Below are 24,272 nucleotides of genomic sequence, written 5' to 3' on the forward strand. Positions count from 1 at the left end.
GCCCCTCACCGGCGCGCCCGGACCGCCCCGAGGGCGGCGGCCGGCGCCTGCGGGAGCGCCCGCGCGGCCGCCTCGGCGAGCGTGTGGGTGCCGCACCTCTCGCGGATGTGCTCGGCGTGCTTGCGGACCGTGCCCCGGGAGATCCACAGCGCGGCCGCGATGTCCTCGGTGGACAGGCCGGCACCCGCCAGTGCCAGCACCTCCCACTCGCCGGGTCATCCGGGGCACCCCGGCCCGGCGGCGCTCGCCGAGCAGGAACACCTCCTGCACGTGCGGGCGGGCCAGCTCCAGCAGCCGCCGGTCCCGTTCGTCGAACGGCGGCGGGTCGTACCGCTGGAACAGCAGGCGCCGCGCCTCCCCGGGCGGGGCGGGCAGGGAGACCAGCAGCTCGGCGGTGGACTCGGTCAGCACCTCGGCGTGCATCGGGTCGGCCCGGCGGGCCCGCTCGGTCGGGTACAGGTCCTCGGTGTGGATCACGCTGGTGAGGTCGCCGGTGCGCTGGGGCCAGCTGCAGATCGACGACCACCACAGCTGCCAGAAGCGGTCCTCGGGTTCCGTCGGCTCCGGCCGCACGATCCCCCGGGTGCCGTCGGCCATGACGCCCTGCAGCAGCAGACCCTGCCGCCGGCGGTGGTCGTGCACCTGGTAGCTGACGTCGACGTCGCACGGGACCAGCCGCAGCAGGCCCTCGAGCAGCACCCACGGCAGCACCGGGCCGGGCTCCGCTGCGCGGGCGGCCGCCAGCAGGTCGGACAGGGCGTCCGCGTCGCCCTCGCGCAGGTGGCCGGTGCCCATGGGCTGCTCCCGCCGTCGGCCGGTGGCCGTCGACGGTAGGCCGCTCCGGAGCCTCGCGGGGTTCCACGGGCCCCGGCGGCCGGTGGGGTTCACCGGGCCCGCCCCGGAGCGGACACTGCCCGCATGACGACGACGGAGCCGACCTCCCGCGGGCGCGCCCGGATCGCCGGGCCCGGGGAGGGCATCGGCCTCGACGAGCTCGCGCTGGCCACCCGCAACCACGGCCTGCCGCTGGAGGCGCTGCGCTACGACGTCACGCCACCGGGCCTGCACTACGTGCTCACGCACTACGACATCCCCGCCGCCGACCCGGCCGGCTGGCGACTGGAGGTCACCGGCGCGGTGGGGCGGCCGCTGCGGCTGGACCTCGACGCCCTGCGCCGCCGCCCCGCGGTCACCGCGCGGGTGCTGCTGGAGTGCGCGGGCAACGGCCGGGCCCGGCTGGAGCCGCGCCCGGTCAGCCAGCCGTGGCTGCTCGAGGCGGTGGGCAACGCCGAGTGGACCGGGACACCGCTGGCGCCGCTGCTCGAGGAGGCCGGCCTGTCCCCCGACGCGGTCGACGTCGTCTTCACCGGCGCCGACCACGGGATCGAGCGCGGGGTCGAGCAGGACTACGCCCGCGGCCTGCCGCTGGCCGAGGCGATGCGGCCCGACGTGCTCGTGGTGTGGGCGGTCAACGGCGCGCCCCTGCCGCCGCAGCACGGGGCGCCCCTGCGGCTGCTGGTCCCCGGCTGGTACGGCATGGCGCACGTGAAGTGGCTGACCCGCATCGAGGTGCTCGACCGTCCCTTCGACGGGTTCCAGAACGCCACGGCCTACCGGCTCAAGACCGAGGCGCACGAGGCCGGTGTCCCGGTCACCCGCATCGCGCCGCGGGCACTGCTGACCCCGCCCGGGTTCCCGGACTTCATGACCCGCGAGCGTTTCCTGCACCCCGGTCTCGTGACCCTCACCGGGCGCGCGTGGTCGGGCCGCGCCCCGCTCACCGGCGTCGAGGTGAGCACCGACGGCGGGACCACCTGGACCGCGGCCGACCTCGCGCCGGCCGATCCCGCGCACCCGTACGCCTGGCGCGCGTGGACCTGTGCCTGGGACGCCCGGCCAGGGAGCTCCGAGCTCGTCGTCCGCGCCGCCGACGCCGAGGGCCCGCAGCCGGTCGAGCAGCCGTGGAACCGGCAGGGCATGGCGAACAACCTCGTGCAGCGGGTGCCGGTCACCGTCCTGGCGTCCTGAACCCTCCTGCCGCCGCGGACCCCGCGGGATACGCCCCGCGGCGTGTTCCGCCCTCCCCGCTGCACGGACGACCGTCGTGGGCCCCGGCACCGTCCCGCCGGGCCCCGCACCCAGGGGCGGCCTGCCGCCGCACCCGGAGAGGTCCTCCGATGACCACCGTTCCCCGTTCCCCGGCCGCCGCCTGGGCAGCCACCCACCGCATGCTGCTCGCGATCGTCGCCGTCACGGTCGCCCTGGCCGTGGCCGCGGCCGTCACGCTCACCGTCCTGCCCGGCGACAGCGGGACGACGACCTCACCGGCCACCGACTAGGACTGGGACCGCAGTGGCTGCGGCGGCGTGATGACCGTGACCTTCCTCCGCCCGACCTGCTGACCCCCCGGCCCCGGGACGGCGGCCGCGCCCTCAGCCCTTGTGCAGGGACGGGCCGGCCGTCGTGCCGCTGCCGTCGTCCTCGGGGTCCTGCCGGTCCGGCGGGGCCTCGACGACGATCGGACGCAGCCGGGACCACAGGGCGAAGGCCGCGGCGAAGACGATCATCGCGAGCCCGGCCCACAGGTTGGCGTTGACGTCGCCGGTCTTGGCCTGCTCGTCCGGCGAGTTCGCGAACAGGCCCATGAGGACCAGCACGACGCCGTAGAAGCCGATCAGCGCGGCGATGACGTTGCGGACGTCGAAGGCGCCGGCCGCCTTCTTGGCCGGCGTGGAGCTGTTGCTGCTGCTGCTCATGACCGTGCTCCTGACGTCAGCGGAAGATCACGTTGAGGACGATGACCATGACCAGCGCGATCCCGGCCAGCTTGGTCGGCGACTGGTACCAGGGCAGCCGGTGCGCGTCGGGGTCGGTGCGCTGCTCCTTCGGCGTCTCGGAGTAGACGAGGCCGGCGAGCTGGGCGACCGGCTTGGGCGCGGTCACCTGGCTGACGGCGACGCTGACGATGATGTCGACGACGAACGCGGCGCTGGCGGCGACGAAGCTCGCACCCTGGCCGCCGAGGGGCAGCACGCCCAGCGACGCCGTCCCGAACGCGTCCTCGCTGAGGAAGGCCACGGCGACCGCGGCCAGCGTCCCGGACACCAGGCCCATCCAGCCCGCGGTCGGCGTCATCCGCTTCCAGAACATGCCCAGGATGAAGGTGGCGAACAGCGGGGCGTTGAAGAAGCCGAACAGCGTCTGCAGGTAGTCCATCAGGTTCGTGTAGCCCGAGGCGATGATCGCCGTCCCGATGGCGGCCACGGTCGCGCCGACCGTCGCCCACCGGCCGACGGCGAGGTAGTAGGCGTCGGGCCGGTCCTTCTTCACGTACTGCTGCCACAGGTCGTAGCTGAAGACCGTGTTGAAGGCGGAGATGTTGGCCGCCATGCCGGCCATGAACGCGGCCAGCAAACCGGCGAGGGCCACCCCGAGCAGGCCGTTGGGGAGGACGTCGCGGATCAGCAGCAGGATCGAGTTGTTGTAGTCGAAGTCCGGGTCCGACGCCGCCCTGGCCTCGACCACCTCCGGCACCAGCACCGTGGCGATCAGGCCCGGGATGACAACGATGAACGGCACGAACATCTTCGGGAAGGACCCGATGATCGGCGTCGCGCGCGCGGCCGACATCGACTTGGTCGCCATGGCCCGCTGGACCTCGACGAAGTTCGTCGTCCAGTAGCCGAAGGACAGCACGAAGCCCAGCCCGAAGATGATGCCGATCACCGACAGGACGGGGCTGCCGATGCCGGAGAGGTCGGTGGCCGGCCACGAGGTCAGCTCCTCCCCCCGGCCGGAGTCGGTGACCCGGTCGATCAGCCCACCGACGCCGCCGACCCGGTTCAGGCCGATGAGCGTCAGCGGCAGCAGCGCGGCCACGATGACGAAGAACTGCAGGACCTCGTTGTAGATGGCCGCCGACAGCCCGCCGAGGGTGATGTAGCTGAGCACCACGGCCGCCGCGACGATCAGCGACAGCCACAGCGGCCAGCCCAGCAGCGCCTCGACGATGGTGGCCAGCAGGAACAGGTTGATGCCGGCGATGAGGATCTGCGCGACGGCGAAGCTGATCGCGTTGACCAGGTGGGCCCCGGTGCCGAACCGGCGGCGCATGAACTCCGGGACGCTGCGGACCTTCGACCCGTAGTAGAAGGGCATCATCACCACGCCCAGGAACAGCATGGCCGGGACCGCGCCGATCCAGAAGTAGTGCATGGTGCTCATGCCGTACTGCGCGCCGTTGGCCGACATGCCGACGATCTCGACGGCCCCGAGGTTGGCCGAGATGAACGCCAGGCCGGTGACCCACGCGGGCAGCGAGCGCCCCGACAGGAAGAAGTCCAGGCTGTCGGACACCCGCCTGCGCGCGGCGGCGCCGATCAGCAGCACGACGAGGAAGTAGGCGGCCACCAGGAGGTAGTCGACGAACGTCGCGTCCAGTCTCAGATCGCCCACTCAGGCCTCCACTCGGGTCGGGTCACGACAGGCGCCTGGCCCCCGCGGCGGGGACCACGACGTAGGAACGGGGGGCGCCGGCGCGCTCGGTGACGGCGGCGGTCACGTCGTCCACGGCCGCGGCGTCGACGAGGGCGACCGCGCTGCCGCCGAAGCCGCCGCCGACCATGCGGGCGCCGTGCGCGCCGGCGGCCAGCGCCACCTCGACGACGGTGTCGAGCTCGGGCACCGACACCTCGAAGTCGTCGCGCAGCGAGGCGTGCCCGGCGGTGAGCACCGGACCGACCTCCCGCGGGTCACCGCCGGCGCGCAGCAGGCCGACGACCTCCTCGACGCGGGCGTCCTCGCTGACCACGTGGCGGGCCCGGCGCAGGAGCAGCGCCCCGCGGCCGGTGCCGTCGTCGAGCGGCGCGAGCGCGTCGACGCCGGCCACCTCGCACAGCAGGCCGACGCCCAGCCGGCGGGCGGCCTCCTCGCACTCGCGGCGCCGCTCGCCGTAGCCGCTGGCGGCGTGGTCGTGGGTGGTGCCCGAGTCGACCACCAGCAGCGCCAGGCCGGCCGCCTCGAGGTCGAGGGGCACCTGCTCGCTGCTGCGGTCGCGGGTGTCCAGGTGCAGTGCGTGGCCGGCGGTGCAGAGCATCGACGCGGACTGGTCGAGGATGCCGGTCGGGGCGCCGACGAAGTCGTTCTCGGCCCGCCGGGCGACGTCGACGAGGTCGCCGGGGCCGAGGTCGAGGTCGAACAGGTCGCGCAGCGCCAGCGCGACGGCGCACTCGAGCGCCGCCGAGGAGGAGAGCCCGGCACCGGCCGGGACGTCGCCGTCGACGAGCAGGCTCAGCCCGCCGGGGACGTGCTCGCGCAGCTGGTCGACGACGCCCGCCGGGTAGCCGGCCCAGCCGCCGGGGGTCCCCGGCGCGAGGTCGGCGACGGCGACGTCGGCGTCGCCGTCCGGGTGCTGGGCCGAGACGAGGACGAGGCGGCCGTCGTCGCGGCGGGCGGCCGCGGCGCGGGTGGTGTGCGGCAGCGCGACCGGCAGCACGTGGCCGCCGTTGTAGTCGGTGTGCTCGCCGATCACGTTGACCCGGCCGGGAGCGGCCCACACGCCCTCCGGAGCGCTGCCGAACCGGGCCGTGAAGGCGTCGGCGGCGCGGGCCGCCGCTTCCCCGTCGCTGGGCACCTTCGTGTCAGGAGCGCCGCTCACGGGACCACGACGTTCCGCAGCTGCTCGGCGACGTCCTCCGGGTTCGTGTCCGTGATGAACGCCCCCATCCCCGACTCCGAGCCGGCCAGGTACTTGAGCTTGCCCGGTGCGCGGCGCAGGGAGAAGAGCTGCAGGTGCAGCCACCAGTCCTCGCGGCCGGTGCGGACCGGCGCCTGGTTCCACGCCGCGATGTAGGGCATGGGGGTGTCCATGCGGTGCGCGAAGCGGCCCAGGACGTCGAGGTAGACCTCGGCCAGCGCGTCCCGCTCGGCGTCGTCGAGGGCCGGCAGGTCGGGCGCCCGGCGGGTGGGGAACATCTGTACCTCGTAGGGCCAGCGCGCCGCGGCCGGGACGAAGGCGATCCAGTGCTCGTTCGACGTCACCACCCGCGGGCCGGTGCGCTCGGACTCCACGAGCTCGGCGAACAGGTCCCCGCCGGTGGCCTCGCGGTGCCGGCGCACCGACGCGAGCACCCGCTCCACCCGCGGCGTGACGAACGGGTAGGCGTAGATCTGCCCGTGCGGGTGCGACAACGTCACCCCGATCTCCTCGCCGGAGTTCTCGAAGCAGAAGACCTGCTCGACGCCGTCGAGGGCGCCCAGCTCGGCGGTGCGGTCGGCCCAGACGTCGACGACCAGGCGGGCGCGCTCACGGCCCAGCCCGGCGAACTGCTGGTCGTGGTCGCTGGTGAACAGCACCACCTCGCACCGGCCGAAGCCAGGGCGCAGCTCGGCGAGCGGGGCGCCGGGGGCGGCGGGCGCGACGTCGCGGTCGACGGCGGTGGCCAGTGACGGGAAGCGGTTCTCGAAGACCACGACCTGGTAGTCGGCCTCGGGCACCTCCGTGGGCCGGCCGGGCCGCGAGGGGTCCAGCGGGCACTGGTCGGCCGGGGGCAGGAAGGTGCGGGTCTGCCGGTGGGCGGCGATCACCACCCACTCGCCGAGCAGGGCGTCCCAGCGCAGCTGGGAGTGTGTCCCCACCGGTGGGAGGTCGCGGCAGTCCTCGGCCGTGCGGGCAGGGGTGCCGTCGGCGTCGAAGTAGAGGATCTCGCGACCGTCCGCCAGCCGGCGACTCGTCCGGATCACCTGTTCGCCTCCGTTCCCGGCCCGGGGAGGGGCCCTCGGAACGCTATGCCTGCCCGCGATCATGGGCCACTCGGGACCCGGGGATGCAGCAGGGCCCCCGGCCGGGTGGCCGGGGGCCCTGCTGGCGTGCCGCTGTAGCCCCGAAGGGATTCGAACCCTCGCTACCGCCGTGAGAGGGCGGCGTCCTGGACCGCTAGACGACGGGGCCGGGCGCTTCCATGGTGCCACGGCCGCCACCGGTGTCCGTACCAGGGTCCGCCGGGACGGCGAGAGCCCCCGGTCGGTGACCGGGGGCTCTCGCTGCGCTGTAGCCCCGAAGGGATTCGAACCCTCGCTACCGCCGTGAGAGGGCGGCGTCCTGGGCCGCTAGACGACGGGGCCGTGCGGTGGTGCAGGTGCTGCGGTGGTGCTGAGGAGGTGGTGCTTCCTCGCTGGGGTACCAGGACTCGAACCTAGACTAACGGAGCCAGAATCCGTCGGGCTGCCAATTACCCCATACCCCAAGGATTGGCCAGCACCTCGCGGCGCCGGGGAGAACGATACCCGACGCCCGGAGACGACGTGTCACCACCCCCGGGTCCGCGGGTCGCCCGCCGGGACCCGCAGGTCCCGGGCCTCCGTCAGCACCTCCGGCCGCAGCCGCCGGCGCGACGCCGCCACGACCGTGACGTAGGCGCCCATCGCCAGCAGCGTGAGCAGCAGGTACAGCACCCCGACGCCGGCCGGCACCTCCTCGGTGGCGACCTCGCCGCCGAGGAACCCGGCCAGGAAGAACACCAGCACGTTGTTCACCGCGTGCAGGACGATTGCCGCCTCCAGTCCGCCGGTGAGCCACACCACGGCGGAGGCGGCCAGGCCGAAGACGAACCGGTCGAGGAACGTGACGACGTCGCCGGGTGCGTGGGCCAGCGAGAACAGGGCGGCGGTGACCACCGCGGCCACCACGGCACCGGACTGCGGGCTGCGGATCCAGCCGGCGATCGTCTGGCTGAGGTAGCCGCGGAACACGTACTCCTCGGCGGCCGACTGCAGCGGCGTGGTCAGCACCACGACCAGCAGCAACCAGCCCACGTCGTCGACCGGACCGGTGACCCCGGCGTCGCCGAGCAGGAAGCCCAGGGCCACCGACACGACGATGCCGACGCCGAGCGTGGCCAGCGCCCGCAGGGTGTACGGCGCGAACAGCCGCCAGCGCAGCCGGGCCAGCACCGACGACGACCAGCCCGGCCGCATGCCGTGCGCGGCCACCCAGACCAGCCAGACGATCGGGATCGCCACGATCAGCGACAGGTTGGTCAGCAGCAGCACGCCCGGGTCGACCAGGTCGAGCAGTTGCAGGTCCGGGGAGACACCCGTCAGCACCACCAGCAGGACGACGACGAAGGCCGCGACGCCGTAGGCGACGGTGAACAGCAGCAGGCCCAGCAGCGGTCGCCACCAGGCCCAGTCCCGTGCCCGCATGGCGCGCAGGAAGGGCACCGGCTCGTCGTGCGGGGGCGTGCCGGGCGGCGGTGCCATCTTGATGCCCGGCGGGAAGGGACCGGGGCCGGCCGGGCCGTGCGGACCGGGCGGCAGCGGCACCGGGCCCAGCGGCCACGGCACCGGGCCGGGCCCTCCTCCCCCGGCCGGCGCCCACGGACCTCCCCCGGGCCCGTACGGCGTGCCCGGCACGAGCGGCGGGGCCCCGTAGGGGCCGGTGGGCGGCGGGCCCGTGTAGGGCTCCCCGTCCCAGCCGGCGGGGCCGGCCGGGGCGGCACCGCCCCAGGGCGGGACGGTCACCCCGCCGTGCCCCTCGACGTGTCCCGAGACGTGTCCCGAGCCGTGTCCCGGGCCGCCGCGAGCCGCGCCAGGGTGCGCTCGCGCCCGAGGAGCTCGATCGACTCGTACAGCGGCGGCGACACCGTCCGGCCGCTCACCGCCACCCGCACCGGCCCGAACGCCTGCCGCGGCTTGCGGCCCAGCCCGTCGACCAGCGCGCTCTTGAGTGCCTGCTCGATGCCGGCGGCACTCCAGTCGGCCAGGTCGCGCAGCGCGCCCGCGGCGGCGTCGAGCACCTCGCCGTCCTCGGGCCGCAGGTTCTTCGCGGCCGCGGCGGGGTCGATCGCGACCTCCTCGGTGAAGAGGAAGCCCAGCAGGCCGACGGCATCGGAGAGGACCACCGTGCGCTCCTGCGCCAGCGGCGCGATCGTGCGCAGCACCCGGTCCTGCTCGGGCGAGGGCGGGTCCGCCACCAGCCCGGCGCCGGCGAGGAACGGCACCACGCGGGCGACGAACTCCTCGACGGGCAGCTCGCGCACGTGGGTGGCGTTGATCGCCTCGGCCTTCTTCACGTCGAAGCGGGCGGGGTTGGCGCTGACCCGGGTGACGTCGAAGGCCTCGACCATCTCGGCCATCGAGAACACGTCGCGGTCCTCGGCGATCGACCAGCCCAGCAGCGCCAGGTAGTTGGCGAAGCCCTCGGGGAGGAAGCCGCGCTCGCGGTACACGTCGACGTTGGACTGCGGATCGCGCTTGGACAGCTTCTTGCTGCCCTCGCCGGTGACGTAGGGCAGGTGGCCGAAGCGCGGCGTCCCGCTCGCGACGCCGACGTCGGTCAGCGCCGCGTAGAGCGCGAGCTGGCGGGGCGTCGACGGCAGCAGGTCCTCGCCGCGCAGGACGTCGGTGATGCCCATCAGCGCGTCGTCGACGGGGTTGACGAAGGGGTACAGCGGCGCGCCGTTGCCGCGCACCAGGACGAAGTCGGGCACGGAGCCGGCGGCGAAGCGGACCTCGCCGCGGACCAGGTCGGTCCAGACCAGGTCCTCGTCGGGCATCCGCAGCCGCAGCACCGGGTCGCGGCCCTCGGCGCGGAAGGCGGCCTTCTGCGCGTCGGTGAGGAAACGATCGGCGTTGTCGTAGCCGAGCTTGGGGTCCTGCCCGGCGGCCAGGCGCCGCGCCTCGACCTCCTCGTTGGTCGAGAACGACTCGTAGGCGTGGCCGGCCTCGACCAGCTTCGCGGCGACGTCGCGGTAGACCTCGGCGCGCTCGGACTGCCGGTAGGGCCCGTGCGGGCCGCCGACCTCGGGACCCTCGTCCCAGTCCAGGCCCAGCCAGCGCAGGCAGTCGAGCAGGTGGCGGTAGGACTCCTCGGAGTCGCGGGCGGCGTCGGTGTCCTCGATGCGGAAGACGAACGCGCCGCCGGTGTGCCGCGCGTGCGCCCAGTTGAACAGCGCGGTGCGCAGCAGGCCGACGTGGACCATGCCCGTCGGCGAGGGGCAGAAGCGGGTGCGCACGGGGGACGCCGGGGTGGTCATCGGGCGCCGCCCGCGGTGGAGGCGGTGTCGGCGCCGCTCACCGAGTTGGTCAGCGAGCCGAGGCCCTCGATGGCGCACTCGACCCGCTGGCCGGGCCGGATCGGCCCGACGCCGGCGGGGGTGCCGGTGAGGACGACGTCGCCGGGCAGCAGCGTCATGACCTGGGAGATGTAGCTGACCAGCGTGGGGACGTCGAAGAGCAGCTGGCTGGTGCGCCCGGCCTGCCTCGGCTCGCCGTCGACGGTGCAGGTGATCTCCAGGTCGGCCGGGTCCTTGCCCACGCCGCGCAGGTCGGTCTCGATCCAGGGGCCCAGGGGGCAGAACGAGTCGAAGCCCTTGGCACGGGTCCACTGCCCGTCGGCCTTCTGCATGTCCCGCTCGGTGACGTCGTTGCCGATCGTGTAGCCGAAGACGCTGCCCGGGACCTGCTCGGGCGTCAGGTTGCGCGCACCGCGGGCGCCGATGACGACGGCGAGCTCGACCTCGTGGTGGACGTTGGTGCTGCCGGCCGGGATGCGGATGGCGTCGCCGGGGCCGATGACCGACGTCGACGGCTTGAGGAACAGCAGCGGGCGCTCGGGCGCGTCACCGGTGTTCATCTCCTTGACGTGGTCGGAGTAGTTCTTGCCGACGCAGACCACCTTGCTCGGCAGGATCGGCGAGAGCAGCCGCACGTCGGCCTGCGCGAAGCGCTGGCCGGTGAAGGAGATGGTCCCGAACGGGTGGCCCTCGATCTGGGCGACCTGGCCGTCGCCGTCGAGGACTCCGAAGGACATGCCCGAGGGCGAGGCGAAGCGGACGATGCGCACGCCTGCGAGGCTACTGACCCGGCGCGCGGCCCCCGTCCGGGCGCCGCGTGCGACCATCGCCGCCGGCGCGGGAGCGCCCCCGGGGAGGGAGCGGCCCCGGTCGTGGCGGGCACCCGGGGGGAGGACAGCGTCCGGGTCACCCTGGACGAGGGCGTCTCGCTGACCGTGTCGATCGGCTGCGTGGACCACACCCGCGAGCAGGACGCCGCGCAGGGCCGGCCGACAGCGGCCACGATGGCCGGGTGGCCGCCCGCTTCAGTGAGCTCGTGATCGACAGCCGCGACCCCGAGTCGCTGGCCGCCTGGTGGGCGGAGGTGCTCGGCTACCGGGTCCTCGGGCGCGACGACGACGGGGCGGTCGAGATCGGCCCGGAGGCCGGCTTCGGCGGCGCCGCCCCGACGCTGGTGTTCGCGCCGGTCGCCGATCCCGACCCGGGGAAGTCACGGCTGCACATCGACGTCAACGCCACCGACCGCGACCAGGACGCCGAGCTGCAGCGGCTGCTCGACCTCGGCGCCACCCGGGCCGACGTCGGTCAGACCGGGGAGGAGAGCTGGCACGTGCTCGCCGACCCCGAGGGCAACCCGTTCTGCCTGCTGCGCCGCCGCCTCGACCCGCTGTGACACCGTCGTCCTCCGGACGACACCGCACCCAGGAGCCGTCCCCGGCCGGGCGGAGCTCGTACGGCCGCTCCTGCGCGGAGACCTCCGGGCCCCACTCGGATCGACCAGAGGAGTAGTCGTGATCCTGATCGTCATCAAGTTCCCCGTCCGTCCCGACGCGATCGACGAGTTCCGGGCCAAGGCCGACGAGTACGCCGCGGCGGTGAACGCCGAGGAGGGCAGCCTGTTCTTCGAGTGGTCCCGCAGCGTCCTGGACCCGACCACCTTCGTCTGCATCGAGGGCTTCCGGGACTCCGACGCCGGCGCCTCGCACGTGGCCACCCCGCACGCCAGGGCCGCCTTCGACTGGATGTCGGACCTGGTCGCCGAGCAGCCGCAGATCATCTACGTCGACACCCCCGACGTCAGCGGCTTCGGCCCGATGGGCGAGGTGCAGCCGCGGCGCTGAGCCGCGGGCGTTGACCGGCTGACCGGCACGGCGGGACAGTGGGCCGGTGACCCGCGTCCTGGCGGTGATGACCTGCCTCGCGCTGCTCACCGTGGCCGCCGAGGCCACCGACGACCCGCACCCGCTGCTCGCGATCGCCCTCGGGACCACGTACGCGGCACACGCCCTGGTCTCGCTGTGGTGGCTGCCCCGGCAGCCGGTCCCGCGCCGGTACTGGCTCACCGCCGCCCACGTGTGCCTCCAGCTGCCCCTCGGCGTGCTGCTGTTCGGCGCGGCGCACGCCGGCGTCGGTGCGACCCTGCTGCTGCTGGTGCTGGTCAGCCAGTGCGTGCTGCTGCTCCCGCTGCCCGCGGCCGCCGGGGTGACGGCGGTCGTGCCGCTGGTGCACCTGGGCATGGGGTGGGCCGACTTCGCCCGCAACGCGCTGGGGCTGCTCGGCGCCGCGGTGTTCACCGCCCTCGTCACCGCCCTGCTGCAGCAGGCCCAGCGGGCGCGGGCCGAGCTCGCCGAGGCCAACGAGCTGCTGCGCGGGTACGCCGCGCAGGCCGTGGAGCTGGCGACCACGCGCGAGCGCAACCGGCTGGCGCGCGACATCCACGACGGCCTGGGCCACCACCTCACCGTCGTGCAGATGCAGGTGCAGGCCGCCCGCGCGGTGCTGCCCACCGATCCCGCGCGCGCCGACGCCGTCCTCGCCAAGGCACAGCACCAGGCGAGCGAGGCGCTGGCCGAGGTGCGCCGGTCGGTGGCCACCCTGCGCGACCCGGTCGCCCGACCGCCGCTGCGGGAGGCCCTGGAGACGCTGACCGGCGAGGCGGCGGCCACGGGGCTCGACGCGACGCTCGAGGTGACCGGCCCCGAGCGCCCGCTGCCGCAGGAGGCCGAGGAGTCGCTGTTCCGGTCGGCGCAGGAGGGGCTGACCAACGTCCGCAAGCACGCCGGCGCCACGTGCGCGCGGGTGACGCTGGCCTACGGCCGGGACGGCACCGTGCGGCTGGCCGTCCGGGACGACGGCCGCGGCCTCTCCCCCGGCGGCGACGGCGGCCCGCGGTCCTTCGGCCTGCTCGGCCTGCGCGAGCGAGCGGCGCGCGTGGGCGGGCGCGTGACCGTGGGACCGGCGCCGGGGTCGGGCACCGAACTGCTCGTCGAGGTGCCCGGGTGAGCGCCGTGCGGGTGCTCGTCGTCGACGACCAGGCGCTGTTCCGCGAGGCGCTGGTGACCCTGCTGGGCGCGCGGCCCGAGGTCGAGGTGGTCGGCGAGGCCGGCGACGGGCACCAGGCGCTCGACCGGTCGGCCGCGCTGCGTCCCGACGTCGTGCTCATGGACCTGCACATGCCGGTCCTCGACGGGATCGGCGCCACCCGGCGGCTGCACGTGGAGCAGCCCGGGGTCCGCGTGCTGGCCCTGACCACCTTCGACGACGACGAGGACGTCTTCGCCGCGCTGCGCGCCGGGGCGGTGGGCTACCTGCTCAAGGACGTCTCCTCCGACCGCCTGGTCGAGGCCGTGCTCTCGGCCGCCCGCGGTGAGTCGGTGCTCCAGCCCTCGGTCGCGGCCAAGGTCGTGGCCCGCTTCGCCCAGCTCGACCGCGCCGGACACGACCGCGCCCCGCGCGAGCGCCCCCAGCCGCTGGTCGTGCCGCTGTCCGACCGCGAGCTCGACGTCCTCCGGCTGCTCGCCGACGGGCGCAGCAACCGCGAGATCGCGACGGCGCTGTTCCTCGCCGAGGGCACGGTGAAGAACCACGTGACCAACGTGCTGGGGAAACTCGGCGCCCGGGACCGCACGCAGGCGGCGCTGCGCGCCCGCGCGCTCGACCTGGTCTGACCGGGGGTCACGCCCGGTCGTGACCGGGGAGCATGACCTCCGGCACCTGGCAGCGACGCCGCGGGGCCCGACGCTCCCCGGCATGACGACGCAGACCCCCGCCCCGCAGACCGACAGCCGCGGCCGGCGCACCCGGCACCTGGTCCGCCACTACCTCGAGATGGTGGTCGCGATGCTCGCCGGGATGATGCTGCTGGGCCCGGTGCACGAGTACCTCTGGCCCGGGCTCGACGACCGGGCCGACGTCGCCGCGCTGGTCATGGCGACCGACATGGCGATCGGGATGGCTGCCTGGATGCGGTTCCGCGGCCACTCGTGGCCGGCGATCACGCAGATGTCGGCGGCGATGTACGTGCCGTTCGCCGTCCTGCTGGTGCCGTTCTGGCTGGGCGCGGTGTCCGGCGGCCTGCTCATGACCGCCGGCCACGTGCTGATGCTCCCGGCCATGGCGCTGGCCGTGTGGTGGCGCCTCGACGAGTACTCCCACCACTGACACCGTCGGCCTCCCGGCCGACACCGCAGCCAGGAGCCGTCCCCGACCTGCGCCGAGCCGCTGCCCGTGTCCCGGCCGGGACCCTCCGGGCCCCGCGACCGGTCCACCCGTCGGCGGAGCCGACGGTGTCATCTCACCGGTGGCGGACGGCGTAGGTCAGGGCGTCGACCAGCGCGTGCCAGGAGGCCTCGACGATGTTGTCGTGGACGCCGACGGTGGTCCACTCCCCCACGCCGTCGGTGGTGTCGATGAGCACCCGCGTCGTGGCGCTGGTGCCGCCCTTCCAGCCGAGGATGCGGACCTTGTAGTCGGCCAGCGAGACGTCGGCGAGCTCCGGGTGGCGGCTGACCAGCGCCTGGCGCAGCGCGTTGTCCAGGGCGTTGACCGGGCCGTTGCCCTCGCCGGTGCTGATGACCCGCTCGACCGTCCCGTCGTCGTCGTGCAGGTGGATCTTCACGGTCGCCTCGCTGACGACGACGCCGTTGCCCCAGTGCTCCACCGTCGTCCGGTAGCTCTCCAGCTCGAACAGCGGGGCGGGCGCACCGGGCAGCTGGGAGCGCAGCAGCAGCTCGAAGGAGGCGTCGGCGGCCTCGAAGGACCAGCCGTCGGCCTCGAGCACCTTGACCCGGTCGACGACCGTGCCGACGACGTCGGCGTGCCCGTCGAGGTCGACGCCGAGCTCGCGGCCCTTGAGCTCGACGGAGGCGCGGCCGGCCATCTCGGTGACCAGGATGCGCATGTCGTTGCCGACGACGGCCGGGTCGAGGTGGTTGTAGAGCTCCGGGCTGACCTTGATCGCGCTGGCGTGCAGGCCGGCCTTGTGGGCGAACGCCGACGTCCCGACGTAGGGCTGGTGGTCGTCGGGGGCGATGTTGGCCAGCTCGGCGATCGCGTGGCTGACCCGCTGCAGCTCGGCCAGGCACCCGGCGGGCACGACCGGCAGGCCCATCTTGGTGACCAGGTTGGCCACCAGCGCGAAGGTGTCGGCGTTGCCGGCCCGCTCGCCGTAGCCGTTGGCGGTGCCCTGCACGTGGGTGACGCCCGCCTCGACGGCGGCCAGCGAGTTGGCGACGGCGCACCCGGTGTCGTCCTGGCAGTGGATGCCCAGCCGGCCCTCCACCCGCGAGCGGACGTCGGCCACCACGCGGGCCACGCCCATCGGCAGCATGCCGCCGTTGGTGTCGCACAGGACGCCGACCTCGGCGCCGGCCCCGAACGCCGCGCGCAGCACCTGCACGCCGTAGTCGGGGTCGGCGGCGTACCCGTCGAAGAAGTGCTCGCAGTCGACGAACACCCGACGGCCGTGGGCCACGAGGAAGGCGACGGTGTCGGCGACCATCGCGAGGTTCTCCTCGAGCGTGGTGCGCAGCGCGTCCCGCACGTGGCGGACGTCGGACTTCGCGACCAGGCAGACCACCGGCGTCTCGGCGTCGAGCAGCGCGCGCACCTGCGGGTCGTCCTCGACGCGGACGCCGGCCTTGCGGGTGGCGCCGAAGGCGACGAGCACCGCGTGCCGCAGCTTGAGCTCGGTGCGCGCGCGGGCGAAGAACTCGGTGTCCTTGGGCAGCGCCCCGGGCCAGCCGCCCTCGATGTAGCCGACGCCGATCTCGTCGAGGAGCCTCGCCGTGGCCAGCTTGTCGGCGACGGAGAAGCTGATCCCCTCGCGCTGGGCGCCGTCGCGCAGCGTGGTGTCGAAGACGTGGAAGTCGGCGCTGACGGACGGCGTCGGGCTGTCGGTGGCCACGGGTGCTCCCGGGTGTTCGACGGCGATCAGGCCCCTGACACGAAGAAGACCCCCCGGGAACGGGAGGTCTGCGCGCGGTCGGGGGTGCTGACCGCGCGCTAGGCGATGATGAGGGTGGTGCCGAACAGGTGCATCACGGGCGAGTGTAGCGCCGGGCCCGCGCCGCTCCGACCTCGCGCCGCGGTGCCCGGCCTCACCGCGCAGCGCGAGGCCGGGCACCGCGCGGTGAGGCCGGTGGGTGCGGCCGGCCGCCGCCGCGGAGGGTGGTCGGCCGGTTCAGCCGCCGGCGAGGGCGGCCAGGCGGTCGCCGACCTCGGCGGTGCGGACCTGCGCCTGCGGGTCGCGGGTCGACAGGTCGAAGGCGACGGCGGCGTTGACCTTGCGCGCGAGGTCGGCGGAGCCCAGGTGCTCGAGCAGCAGGCCCACCGAGAGCACCGTCGCCGTCGGGTCGGCGATGCCCTTGCCGGCGATGTCGGGCGCCGAGCCGTGCACGGGCTCGAACATGCTCGGGTTGGTGCCCGAGACGTCGAGGTTGCCGCTGGCGGCCAGGCCGATGCCGCCGGTCACCGCGGCGGCGACGTCGGTGACGATGTCGCCGAAGAGGTTGTCGGTGACGATGACGTCGTAGCGGCCCGGGTCGGTGATGAAGAACATCGAGGCCGCGTCCACGTGCTGGTAGGCCACGGTGACCTCGGGGAACTCCGCGGCCACCTCCTCGACCGTCCGCGACCACAGCGACCCGGCGTGGGTGAGCACGTTGGTCTTGTGGATCAGCGTCAGGTGCCGGCGCGGCCGCGCCTGCGCCCGCTCGAGGGCGTACCGGACGACCCGCTCCACGCCGAAGGCGGTGTTGAGGCTGACCTCGGTGGCGATCTCGTGCGGGGTGTCGCGGCGCAGCACGCCGCCGTTGCCCACGTAGGGCCCCTCGGTGCCCTCGCGGACGCACAGCATGTCGATGCCGCCCGGGTCGGCCAGCGGGCTGCGGACACCGTCGTAGAGCTTGGCCGGGCGCAGGTTCACGTGGTGGTCGAGCTCGAAGCGCAGCCGGAGAAGCAGCCCGCGCTCGAGGATCCCCGGCGGCACGCCCGGGTCGCCGATCGCGCCGAGCAGGATCGCGTCGTGCCCGCGCAGCTCGTCGAGCACGGAGTCGGGCAGCAGCTCACCGGTCCGCTGCCACCGGGTGGCGCCCAGGTCGTAGTCCGTCGTCTCCAGGTCGGGGGCGACGGACCGGAGGACCTTGAGGCCCTCGGCGACCACCTCGGGGCCGATGCCGTCTCCCGCGATCACAGCCAGGCGCATGGCGAGGACCCTAGGTCAGCGCGGGTCGAGGTCGGCCGAGCGGGCCTCGCGCGCGCCGATCCGGCCGGCGATGTCGGCGAGCAGGTCGGTACCGACCGGGCTGTCGACGGTCACCGCCATGAGCGCCTCGCCGCCGCGGGTGGTGCGGCTGACCTGCGCCCCGGCGATGTTCACGCCAGCCTCCCCCAGCCTCGCGCCGACCGTGCCGACGACGCCGGGGCGATCGGTGTAGACGAAGAACAGCAGGTGGCCCGACAGGTCGAGGTCCATGTCGAAGCCGTCGACCTCGACGAGCTTGGGCACCTGGTTCTTCCCGAAGAGCGTCCCGGAGACGGCGACCTCGCGGCCGTCGGCCATGACGCCGTGCACCCGGACCAGGTTGCGGTAGTCGGGGCTCTCGACGTCGCTGGTGAGCGTCACCTCGAGCCCGCGCTGCTGGGCCAGCAGCGGCGCGTTGACGTAGGTGACCTGCTCTTCGACGACGTCGGAGAAGACGCCCTTGAGCACCGCCAGCTGCAGGACCGACACGTCGAACTCGGCGAGCTTGCCGCGGACGTCGACGGTGACCGACTGGGCCAGGCCCCCGGCGACGGCGGTGAACACCGTGCCCAGCTTCTCGGCCAGCGGCAGCCCGGGCCGCACGTCCTCGGCGACGATGCCGGCGGCCTGGACGTTGACCGCGTCGGGCACGAACTCGCCCTGCAGCGCGAGGCGGACCGAGTGGGCGACGGCGGTGCCGGCCTTGTCCTGCGCCTCCGTCGTCGAGGCGCCCAGGTGCGGGGTGACGACGGTGTTGGGCAGCCCGAACAGCGGGCTGTCTGTGGTCGGCTCCGTGGCGAACACGTCGATCCCGGCGGCGCCGACCTGCCCCGACCGCAGTGCGTCGGCCAGCGCGGCCTCGTCGACCAGCCCGCCACGGGCGGCGTTGACGATGATCACGCCGCGCTTGGTGGTGGCCAGCTCGCCGGCGCCGATCAGCCCGAGCGTCTCCGGCGTCCTGGGCAGGTGGATCGTGATGAAGTCCGCCTCCCGCAGCAGCTCCTCCAGCGACACCATCCGCACCCCGAGCTGCGCGGCCCGGCCGGGCTGGATGTAGGGGTCGTAGGCGATCAGCGTGGTGCCGAAGGCGGCCAGGCGCTGGGCGACCAGCTGGCCGATGCGGCCGAGGCCGACGACGCCGACCACCTTGTCGGTGACCTCGACACCCATGAACTGCGACCGCTTCCAGGAGCCCTCGCGCAGCGACGCGTCGGCGGCGGGGATCTGGCGGGCGGCGGCCAGGAGCAGGGCGACGGCGTGCTCGGCGGCGCTGACGATGTTCGACGTCGGGGCGTTGACCACCATGACGCCGCGCTCGGTGGCGGCGGCGACGTCGACGTTGTCCAGGCCGATGCCGGCGCGGGCGACCACCTTGAGGTTGGGCGCCGCGGCGAGGGCCTCGGCGTCGATCCGGGTGGCGCTGCGGATCATGACCGCGGCGGCGTCGGCCAGGGCGGGCAGCAGCGCGGACCGGTCGGCGCCGTCGACGGAGCGGATCTCGACGTCGGTGCCCAGGACCTCCAGGACGCTCGGGGCGAGTTCCTCGGCGATCAGGACGACGGGCGCGGTCTCGGTCACGGGGTCCACAGCGTAGGGACGTGGCGGGCTGTTCCCGCTCCCGCCCTGCTCGGGGCCCGGTCACGGCGTGGGAACGGCACGCCTCAGAGGTCACAGTCCCGCCCCGGTGGGGGTGGGCTGCTTGCCCGTGCCGGACCGCGCCCGCATCCTGGCGCGCGACGCGCCGCACCAGGGGGCGCCCGCGGGAGGGAACCATGACGGACTTCGGCAAGGACCAGGGCGGGGCCTCGGCCTCCGGCCAGGGTCAGCCCTCGGACCAGCAGTACGGCCAGCAGGGCCACGAGCAGCAGGGCCACGAGCAGGAGGGGTACGGGCAGCCGGGCCAGAGCCAGCCGGGAGGCCAGCCGTACGGCCAGGCCCAGCCCTACGGCCAGCAGGGCTACGAGCAGCAGGGCTACGGGCAGCAGGGCTACGGCCAGACGCAGCCCTACGGTCAGCAGCCGTACGGCCAGCAGGGTTACGGGCAGCAGGGCTACGAGCAGCAGGGCTACGGCCAGCAGGGCTACGGCCAGGCCCAGCAGTACGGGCAGCAGTACGGCCAGTACGGACAGGGCGGTGTCCCGGCCAAGCCCGGCGGCGTCGTGACGGCCGCGGTGCTGGGTTTCGTCTTCGGCGCGCTCGGGGTGCTGGTCAGCCTGCTGGCGATCTTCGCCGGCGCGGTGGCCAGCGGTGCCGGCGACGAACTGGACCAGGAGATCCCCGGCCTGGGGGTCGCTGCCGGTGCCGTCGGCGGCCTGATCCTGGTGTTCGGCCTGCTCGCGCTGGCCTGGACCGTCGTCATGATCTGGGGCTCGGTGTGGGCACTGACCGGGCGCAGCCGGGTGATGCTGCTGGTCGGCGGCTCCATCGCCCTGGCCTTCCTGCTGTTCGGCCTGATCGGCAACATCGCCGACGCCGGCAACGTCGGGGCGGGCAACATCATCACCAGCCTGCTGTTCTTCCTGGCCGCGCTGGCGATCGTCGTCCTGCTGTCGCTGAAGCCGGCCGCCGCGTTCTTCGCGGCGCACCGCGCCCGCCGCGGCCGCTGATCGCGTTCACCCGTGGGGGTCCGCCGACGACGGCGGGCCCCCACGGTCGTCCCCGTGCCGCTATGGTCCGCCGCCGGTCGCCGACCGGGCGCCCGCCACTCCAGGAGGAAAGCAGAGCATGACCAGCCCCAGCTTCGACAAGAACACCCCGCAGGGCGGTCAGCCCTACGGCGCGCCCGGCCAGCAGCCCTACGGCCAGCAGCCCTACGGCCAGCAGGGCTACGGCCCGGCGCCGTACGGCGGCGGCTTCGGCGGCCCGTCGCCGTTCGGCGGCGCCCCGGGCGGCCAGCGGCCCACCCCGGTGACCGTCGCGGCGATCCTCGGCATCGTCATCGGTGGCCTCGGCACCCTCGGCGGCCTGATCTCGCTCACCGGTCTGGGTCTGGTCTTCGCGTTCGACGCGATCCTCGGGCTGCTCCTCCTGCTGTCCGTGGCCACCGCGATCGTGGTGCTCGTCGGCGGCATCCAGACGCTCATGGGGAAGTCGCCCAAGCTGCTGGTCTACGGCAGCTACGCCTCCATCGGCGTGCAGCTGCTCTACCTGCTCTGGTCGGCGATCAGTGGCTGGGGCTTCGCCTTCACCGGCCTGCTCGGGTTCATCATCCCGATCGCGATCGTCGTGCTCCTGCGGCAGCCGCCGGCCAGGCAGTACTACGCCTCGCGCGGCATGGCCTACTGACCTCCTGCACGGACGAGAACGGCCCCCGCTGCCTGCTGGCAGCGGGGGCCGTCTCCGTGTGCACGGCCCCCTCGCAGGGGCCCGCCGCGAGCGTGCGAGCGGTGGGGGCGAGGGGGTCCTCGTTCAGTTGCGGGCGGCGGTGCCGGTGTAGTCGTCGGAGGCCGACACCCAGCTCATCAGGCCGCGCAGCCGGCGGCCGGTCTCCTCGATCGGGTGCGCCTCGGCCTCGGCGCGGCGGCGCTTGAAGTCGGGGGCGCCGGCGTCCTGGTCGGCGATGAAGGCCGCGGCCCACGAGCCGTCCTTGATCGCGGCGAGGACCTCCTGCATCGACTGCTTCACGCGGGCGTCGATGACCTTCGGACCGGAGGTGTAGTCGCCGTACTCGGCGGTGTCGGACACCGACCAGCGCTGCTTGGCGATGCCGCCCTCGTACATCAGGTCGACGATCAGCTTGAGCTCGTGCAGGCACTCGAAGTAGGCGACCTCGGGCTGGTAGCCGGCCTCGGTCAGCGTCTCGAACCCGGCGGTGATCAGCGCGCTGGCGCCACCGCAGAGGACGGCCTGCTCGCCGAACAGGTCGGTCTCGGTCTCCTCGGCGAACGTCGTCTTGATGACGCCGGCGCGCGAGCCGCCGATGGCCTTGGCGTAGGACAGCGCCAGCTGGAGCGCGGACCCGCTGGCGTCCTGCTCGACGGCGACCAGGCAGGGCACGCCCTTGCCGTTCTCGAACTCGCGGCGCACGAGGTGGCCGGGGCCCTTCGGGGCGACCATCGCGACGTCGACGCCGGCCGGGGGCTTGATGTAGCCGAACCGGATGTTGAAGCCGTGACCGAAGAACAGCGCGTCGCCGTCCTGCAGGTTCGGCTCGATCGACTCGGTGTAGAGCGTCCGCTGCACGTGGTCGGGCGCCAGGACCATGATCAGGTCGGCCTCGGCGGCGGCCTCGGACGGCGTGACCACCCGCAGGCCCTCGGCCTCGGCCTTCGCCCGGCTCTTGCTGCCCTCGGGCAGGCCGACGCGGACGTCGACCCCCGAGTCGCGCAGCGACAGGGCGTGCGCGTGCCCCTGGCTGCCGTAGCCGATGACGGCGACGGTGCGCCCCTGGATGATCGACAGGTCGGCGTCGTCGTCGTAGAAGATCTCGGCGGCCATGCGGTGGTGCTCCTTCGGTGGGTTCTCGTAGGGGTGGGGTGGTCAGGCGCTGCGGTCGACCGGGCGCAAGGTACCGGCGCCGCTCATCGATCGCGGCCCCCGGCCGAGGGCGACGGTGCCCGACTGCGCCATCTCCTTGATCCCCAGCGGGGCGAGGACGGCGAGGAGGGCCTGGAGCTTGTCCGGGGTGCCGGTGGCCTCGAGGGTCACGGTGTCGGTGTTGACGTCGACGACGCGGGCGCGGAACAGCTCGGCGGTCTGCAGCACGGTGGTGCGCTCGGCCATCGCCGCGCGCACCTTGACCAGCAGCAGCTCGCGCTGGACCGCGGCGCCGCCGTCCAGTTCGACGATCTTGATGACCTCGACCAGCTTGTTCAGCTGCTTGGTCACCTGCTCCAGCGGTGCGGACTCCGCGTCGACGACGATCGTCATGCGCGAGAGGTCGGGGTTCTCGGTCGGCCCGACGGCCAGCGACTCGATGTTGAACGCGCGCCGGCTGAACAGCGCCGAGACGCGGGCCAGGACACCCGACTTGTTCTCGACCAGGACGGACAGGGTGTGGCGGGTCATGTCGTCCCCTCAGACCTGGTTGTCGCCGAAGACCGGGCGCAGGTCGCGCGCGGCCAGGATGTCGTCGTTGCTCGAGCCCGCGGCGACCATGGGCCACACCTGGGCGTCGGCGCCGACGACGAAGTCGATGACCACCGGGGCGTCGGTGATCGCCATGGCCTTCTCGATGACGGCGTCGACGTCGTCCTTGGCCTCGCAGCGCAGGCCGACGCAGCCGAGGGCCTCGGCCAGGGCGACGAAGTCGGGGATGCGCACCGGCTTCGGCGTCCCGTCGGGTTGCTGAGCGTGCAGGCGGGTGTTGGAGTACCGGCCCTCGTAGAAGAGGGTCTGCCACTGCCGGACCATGCCGAGGTTGCCGTTGTTGATGACGGCGACCTTGATCGGGATGCCCTCGATGGCGCAGGTGGCCAGCTCCTGGTTGGTCATCTGGAAGCAGCCGTCGCCGTCGATGGCCCACACCGTGGTGTCCGGGCAGCCGTACTTGGCCCCCATGGCCGCGGGGACGGCGTAGCCCATCGTCCCGGCGCCGCCGCTGTTGAGCCAGGTGCCCGGCTTCTCGTACCGGATGAACTGCGCGGCCCACATCTGGTGCTGGCCGACGCCGGAGGTGTAGATCGCGTCCGGGCCGGCGATCGTGCCGATCCGCTCGATGACGTACTGCGGCGACAGCGCGCCGTCCTCCGGCTCGTCGTAGCCCAGCGGGTAGCGCGTGCGCCAGTCGTCGAGCTGCTCCCACCAGGCGGCGAGGTCCGGCGTGCGGCCGGCGGCGTGCTCGGCCCGCAGCGCGGTCACCAGCTCGGCGATCGTCTCCTTGGCGTCACCGACGATCGGCACGTCGGCCTTGCGGTTCTTGCCGATCTCGGCGGGGTCGATGTCGGCGTGCACCACCTGCGCGCCGGGCGCGAAGGTCGACAGCTCGCCGGTGACCCGGTCGTCGAAGCGGGCGCCGAGCGCGACGAGGACGTCGGACTTCTGCAGCGCGGTGACCGCGGCGACGGTGCCGTGCATGCCGGGCATCCCCAGGTGCTGCGGCGAGCTGTCGGGGAACGCGCCGCGGGCCATGAGGGTGGTGACGACGGGCGCGCCGGTGAGCGCGGCCAGCTCGGCGAGCTCCTCGGTGGCGCCGGCCTTGAGCACGCCGCCGCCCACGTAGAGGACCGGGCGGCGCGCGCCGGCGATCATCGCCGCGGCCTCGCGCACCTGCTTGCCGTGCGGGCGGGTGGTCGGCTTGTAGCCGGGCAGGTCCATCCGCGGCGGCCAGGAGAAGTCGGTGGTGGCCTGCAGGACGTCCTTGGGGATGTCGACCAGGACCGGGCCGGGACGGCCGGTGGCGGCCAGGTGGAAGGCCTCGGCGATCCGCTGCGGGATCTCCGCGGCGTCGGTGACCAGGAAGTTGTGCTTGGTGATCGGCATCGTGATGCCGCGGATGTCGGCCTCCTGGAAGGCGTCGGTGCCGATCGCCGCGCTGGGGACCTGGCCGGTGATGGCCACGATCGGGACCGAGTCCATGTAGGCGTCGGCCAGCGGGGTCACCAGGTTGGTCGCGCCCGGGCCGGAGGTGGCCATGCAGACGCCGACCCGGCCGGTGGCCTGGGCGTACCCGGTGGCCGCGTGCCCCGCGCCCTGCTCGTGCCGGACGAGGACGTGCCGCACGCGTGAGTCGAACAGCGGGTCGTAGGCCGGGAGGATCGCCCCGCCCGGGATGCCGAAGACCACCTCGACGCCCACTGCCTCGAGCGAGCGGACCAGGCTCTGCGCGCCGGTGATCCCGGTCGCGGGCTCGGCGGCGGACTCGGCGATGGAGCGGGCCGTCGTCTCGACGCCGGTGAGGGCGGCTGCGGCCTCTCGGGTGGCGGACTCGCTCGGGGTGGTGGTCATGCTGGGCGTCTCCTGGGCCGGACGAGCGGGCGGACGTGCGGTTCGGGTGTCTGCTCGGGGCGCGGGGGTGT

Annotated in this window: 24 protein-coding genes and 3 tRNA genes; 10 read left to right on the forward strand and 17 right to left on the reverse strand. The window is 74.0% G+C overall.

Annotation, left to right across the window (positions count from 1 at the left end):
* Positions 1-5: 5 nt before the first annotated feature.
* Positions 6-200: a LuxR C-terminal-related transcriptional regulator gene (locus tag BM414_RS13885; RefSeq protein ID WP_093580025.1), complete on the reverse strand. Its 195-nt coding sequence runs from the start codon at positions 198-200 to the stop codon at positions 6-8.
* Positions 201-918: 718 nt separating this feature from the next.
* Here BM414_RS13885 and BM414_RS13900 point away from each other — a divergent pair.
* Both BM414_RS13900 and BM414_RS29415 read left to right on the forward strand, forming a co-directional pair.
* Entirely contained in the window at positions 919-2,028 is a 1,110-nt protein-coding gene (locus BM414_RS13900; protein WP_093580028.1) for a sulfite oxidase, read from the forward strand.
* 149 nt (positions 2,029-2,177) lie between these two features.
* A complete protein-coding gene (locus BM414_RS29415; RefSeq protein WP_175551587.1) occupies positions 2,178-2,339 on the forward strand; it encodes a hypothetical protein in 162 nt (53 codons plus the stop codon).
* A 93-nt stretch (positions 2,340-2,432) separates the two neighbouring features.
* On the opposite strand, the gene BM414_RS13905 is transcribed toward BM414_RS29415, so the two are convergent.
* From BM414_RS13905 to BM414_RS13950, 10 genes are all read right to left on the reverse strand, one after another.
* A complete protein-coding gene (locus tag BM414_RS13905) occupies positions 2,433-2,756 on the reverse strand; it encodes a hypothetical protein (protein ID WP_217644718.1) in 324 nt (107 codons plus the stop codon).
* Positions 2,757-2,772: 16 nt separating this feature from the next.
* A complete protein-coding gene (locus tag BM414_RS13910) occupies positions 2,773-4,455 on the reverse strand; it encodes a sodium:solute symporter family protein (protein WP_093580029.1) in 1,683 nt (560 codons plus the stop codon).
* A 22-nt stretch (positions 4,456-4,477) separates the two neighbouring features.
* Entirely contained in the window at positions 4,478-5,656 is a 1,179-nt protein-coding gene (gene galK / locus BM414_RS13915; protein WP_217644719.1) for a galactokinase, read from the reverse strand.
* The gene (gene galT / locus BM414_RS13920; RefSeq protein ID WP_093580030.1) at positions 5,653-6,741 is read right to left on the reverse strand and encodes a galactose-1-phosphate uridylyltransferase; all 1,089 of its coding nucleotides are present in this window, start codon (positions 6,739-6,741) and stop codon (positions 5,653-5,655) included. Before galT ends, galK begins: the two co-directional genes overlap by 4 nt.
* Positions 6,742-6,876: 135 nt before the next feature.
* Positions 6,877-6,949 (reverse strand) — tRNA-Glu (locus tag BM414_RS13925).
* Positions 6,950-7,049: 100 nt separating this feature from the next.
* A tRNA-Glu gene (locus BM414_RS13930) sits at positions 7,050-7,122 on the reverse strand.
* Between the two features lie 50 nt (positions 7,123-7,172).
* Positions 7,173-7,244, reverse strand: a tRNA-Gln gene (locus BM414_RS13935).
* A gap of 61 nt (positions 7,245-7,305) precedes the next feature.
* Positions 7,306-8,520 (reverse strand): CPBP family intramembrane glutamic endopeptidase, encoded by a 1,215-nt coding sequence (locus BM414_RS13940; protein ID WP_139245844.1) that lies wholly within the window; start codon positions 8,518-8,520, stop codon positions 7,306-7,308.
* Positions 8,517-10,034 carry a glutamate--tRNA ligase gene (gltX, locus tag BM414_RS13945; RefSeq protein ID WP_093580032.1) on the reverse strand — a complete coding sequence of 506 codons (1,518 nt, stop codon included), beginning with the start codon at positions 10,032-10,034 and terminating at the stop codon, positions 8,517-8,519. Before gltX ends, BM414_RS13940 begins: the two co-directional genes overlap by 4 nt.
* Positions 10,031-10,843: a fumarylacetoacetate hydrolase family protein gene (locus tag BM414_RS13950; protein WP_093580033.1), complete on the reverse strand. Its 813-nt coding sequence runs from the start codon at positions 10,841-10,843 to the stop codon at positions 10,031-10,033. The genes gltX and BM414_RS13950 overlap by 4 nt, the downstream gene beginning before the upstream one ends.
* A 102-nt stretch (positions 10,844-10,945) precedes the next feature.
* Here BM414_RS13950 and BM414_RS29420 point away from each other — a divergent pair, with 102 nt between their 5' ends.
* From BM414_RS29420 to BM414_RS13975, 6 genes are all read left to right on the forward strand, one after another.
* The gene (locus tag BM414_RS29420) at positions 10,946-11,113 is read left to right on the forward strand and encodes a hypothetical protein (protein WP_175551589.1); all 168 of its coding nucleotides are present in this window, start codon (positions 10,946-10,948) and stop codon (positions 11,111-11,113) included.
* Positions 11,086-11,466: a VOC family protein gene (locus tag BM414_RS13955; RefSeq protein WP_093580034.1), complete on the forward strand. Its 381-nt coding sequence runs from the start codon at positions 11,086-11,088 to the stop codon at positions 11,464-11,466. Before BM414_RS29420 ends, BM414_RS13955 begins: the two co-directional genes overlap by 28 nt.
* 118 nt (positions 11,467-11,584) lie before the next feature.
* Positions 11,585-11,914 carry a putative quinol monooxygenase gene (locus BM414_RS13960; RefSeq protein ID WP_093580035.1) on the forward strand — a complete coding sequence of 110 codons (330 nt, stop codon included), beginning with the start codon at positions 11,585-11,587 and terminating at the stop codon, positions 11,912-11,914.
* Positions 11,915-11,960: 46 nt separating this feature from the next.
* Positions 11,961-13,076 carry a sensor histidine kinase gene (locus tag BM414_RS13965; protein WP_093580036.1) on the forward strand — a complete coding sequence of 372 codons (1,116 nt, stop codon included), beginning with the start codon at positions 11,961-11,963 and terminating at the stop codon, positions 13,074-13,076.
* Entirely contained in the window at positions 13,073-13,741 is a 669-nt protein-coding gene (locus BM414_RS13970; RefSeq protein ID WP_093580037.1) for a response regulator, read from the forward strand. The genes BM414_RS13965 and BM414_RS13970 overlap by 4 nt, the downstream gene beginning before the upstream one ends.
* 82 nt (positions 13,742-13,823) lie before the next feature.
* On the forward strand, positions 13,824-14,234 hold the full coding sequence (locus BM414_RS13975; protein WP_175551590.1) for a hypothetical protein: 411 nt from the start codon (positions 13,824-13,826) through the stop codon (positions 14,232-14,234).
* 133 nt (positions 14,235-14,367) lie between these two features.
* On the opposite strand, the gene cimA is transcribed toward BM414_RS13975, so the two are convergent.
* The 3 genes from cimA to serA form a co-directional block, all read right to left on the reverse strand.
* On the reverse strand, positions 14,368-15,978 hold the full coding sequence (cimA, locus tag BM414_RS13980) for a citramalate synthase (protein WP_093580038.1): 1,611 nt from the start codon (positions 15,976-15,978) through the stop codon (positions 14,368-14,370).
* A 276-nt stretch (positions 15,979-16,254) separates the two neighbouring features.
* Entirely contained in the window at positions 16,255-17,277 is a 1,023-nt protein-coding gene (locus tag BM414_RS13985) for a 3-isopropylmalate dehydrogenase (protein ID WP_093580039.1), read from the reverse strand.
* Positions 17,278-17,292: 15 nt separating this feature from the next.
* The gene (gene serA / locus BM414_RS13990; protein WP_093580146.1) at positions 17,293-18,894 is read right to left on the reverse strand and encodes a phosphoglycerate dehydrogenase; all 1,602 of its coding nucleotides are present in this window, start codon (positions 18,892-18,894) and stop codon (positions 17,293-17,295) included.
* 194 nt (positions 18,895-19,088) lie between these two features.
* Here serA and BM414_RS30245 point away from each other — a divergent pair, with 194 nt between their 5' ends.
* Entirely contained in the window at positions 19,089-19,922 is an 834-nt protein-coding gene (locus tag BM414_RS30245; protein ID WP_217644720.1) for a hypothetical protein, read from the forward strand.
* 118 nt (positions 19,923-20,040) lie between these two features.
* Positions 20,041-20,601 (forward strand): hypothetical protein, encoded by a 561-nt coding sequence (locus BM414_RS14000; protein ID WP_093580040.1) that lies wholly within the window; start codon positions 20,041-20,043, stop codon positions 20,599-20,601.
* 123 nt (positions 20,602-20,724) lie between these two features.
* On the opposite strand, the gene ilvC is transcribed toward BM414_RS14000, so the two are convergent.
* The 3 genes from ilvC to BM414_RS14015 are packed head-to-tail and all read right to left on the reverse strand — an operon-like array spanning position 20,725 to position 24,201.
* Entirely contained in the window at positions 20,725-21,753 is a 1,029-nt protein-coding gene (gene ilvC / locus BM414_RS14005; protein ID WP_093580041.1) for a ketol-acid reductoisomerase, read from the reverse strand.
* A gap of 42 nt (positions 21,754-21,795) precedes the next feature.
* Positions 21,796-22,323 carry an acetolactate synthase small subunit gene (ilvN, locus tag BM414_RS14010; RefSeq protein ID WP_093580042.1) on the reverse strand — a complete coding sequence of 176 codons (528 nt, stop codon included), beginning with the start codon at positions 22,321-22,323 and terminating at the stop codon, positions 21,796-21,798.
* Positions 22,324-22,332: 9 nt separating this feature from the next.
* Entirely contained in the window at positions 22,333-24,201 is a 1,869-nt protein-coding gene (locus BM414_RS14015; RefSeq protein ID WP_093580043.1) for an acetolactate synthase large subunit, read from the reverse strand.
* Between the last annotated feature and the right edge of the window lie 71 nt (positions 24,202-24,272).

The organism is Geodermatophilus amargosae (genome assembly GCF_900116515.1).
Taxonomy (GTDB): domain Bacteria; phylum Actinomycetota; class Actinomycetes; order Mycobacteriales; family Geodermatophilaceae; genus Geodermatophilus; species Geodermatophilus amargosae.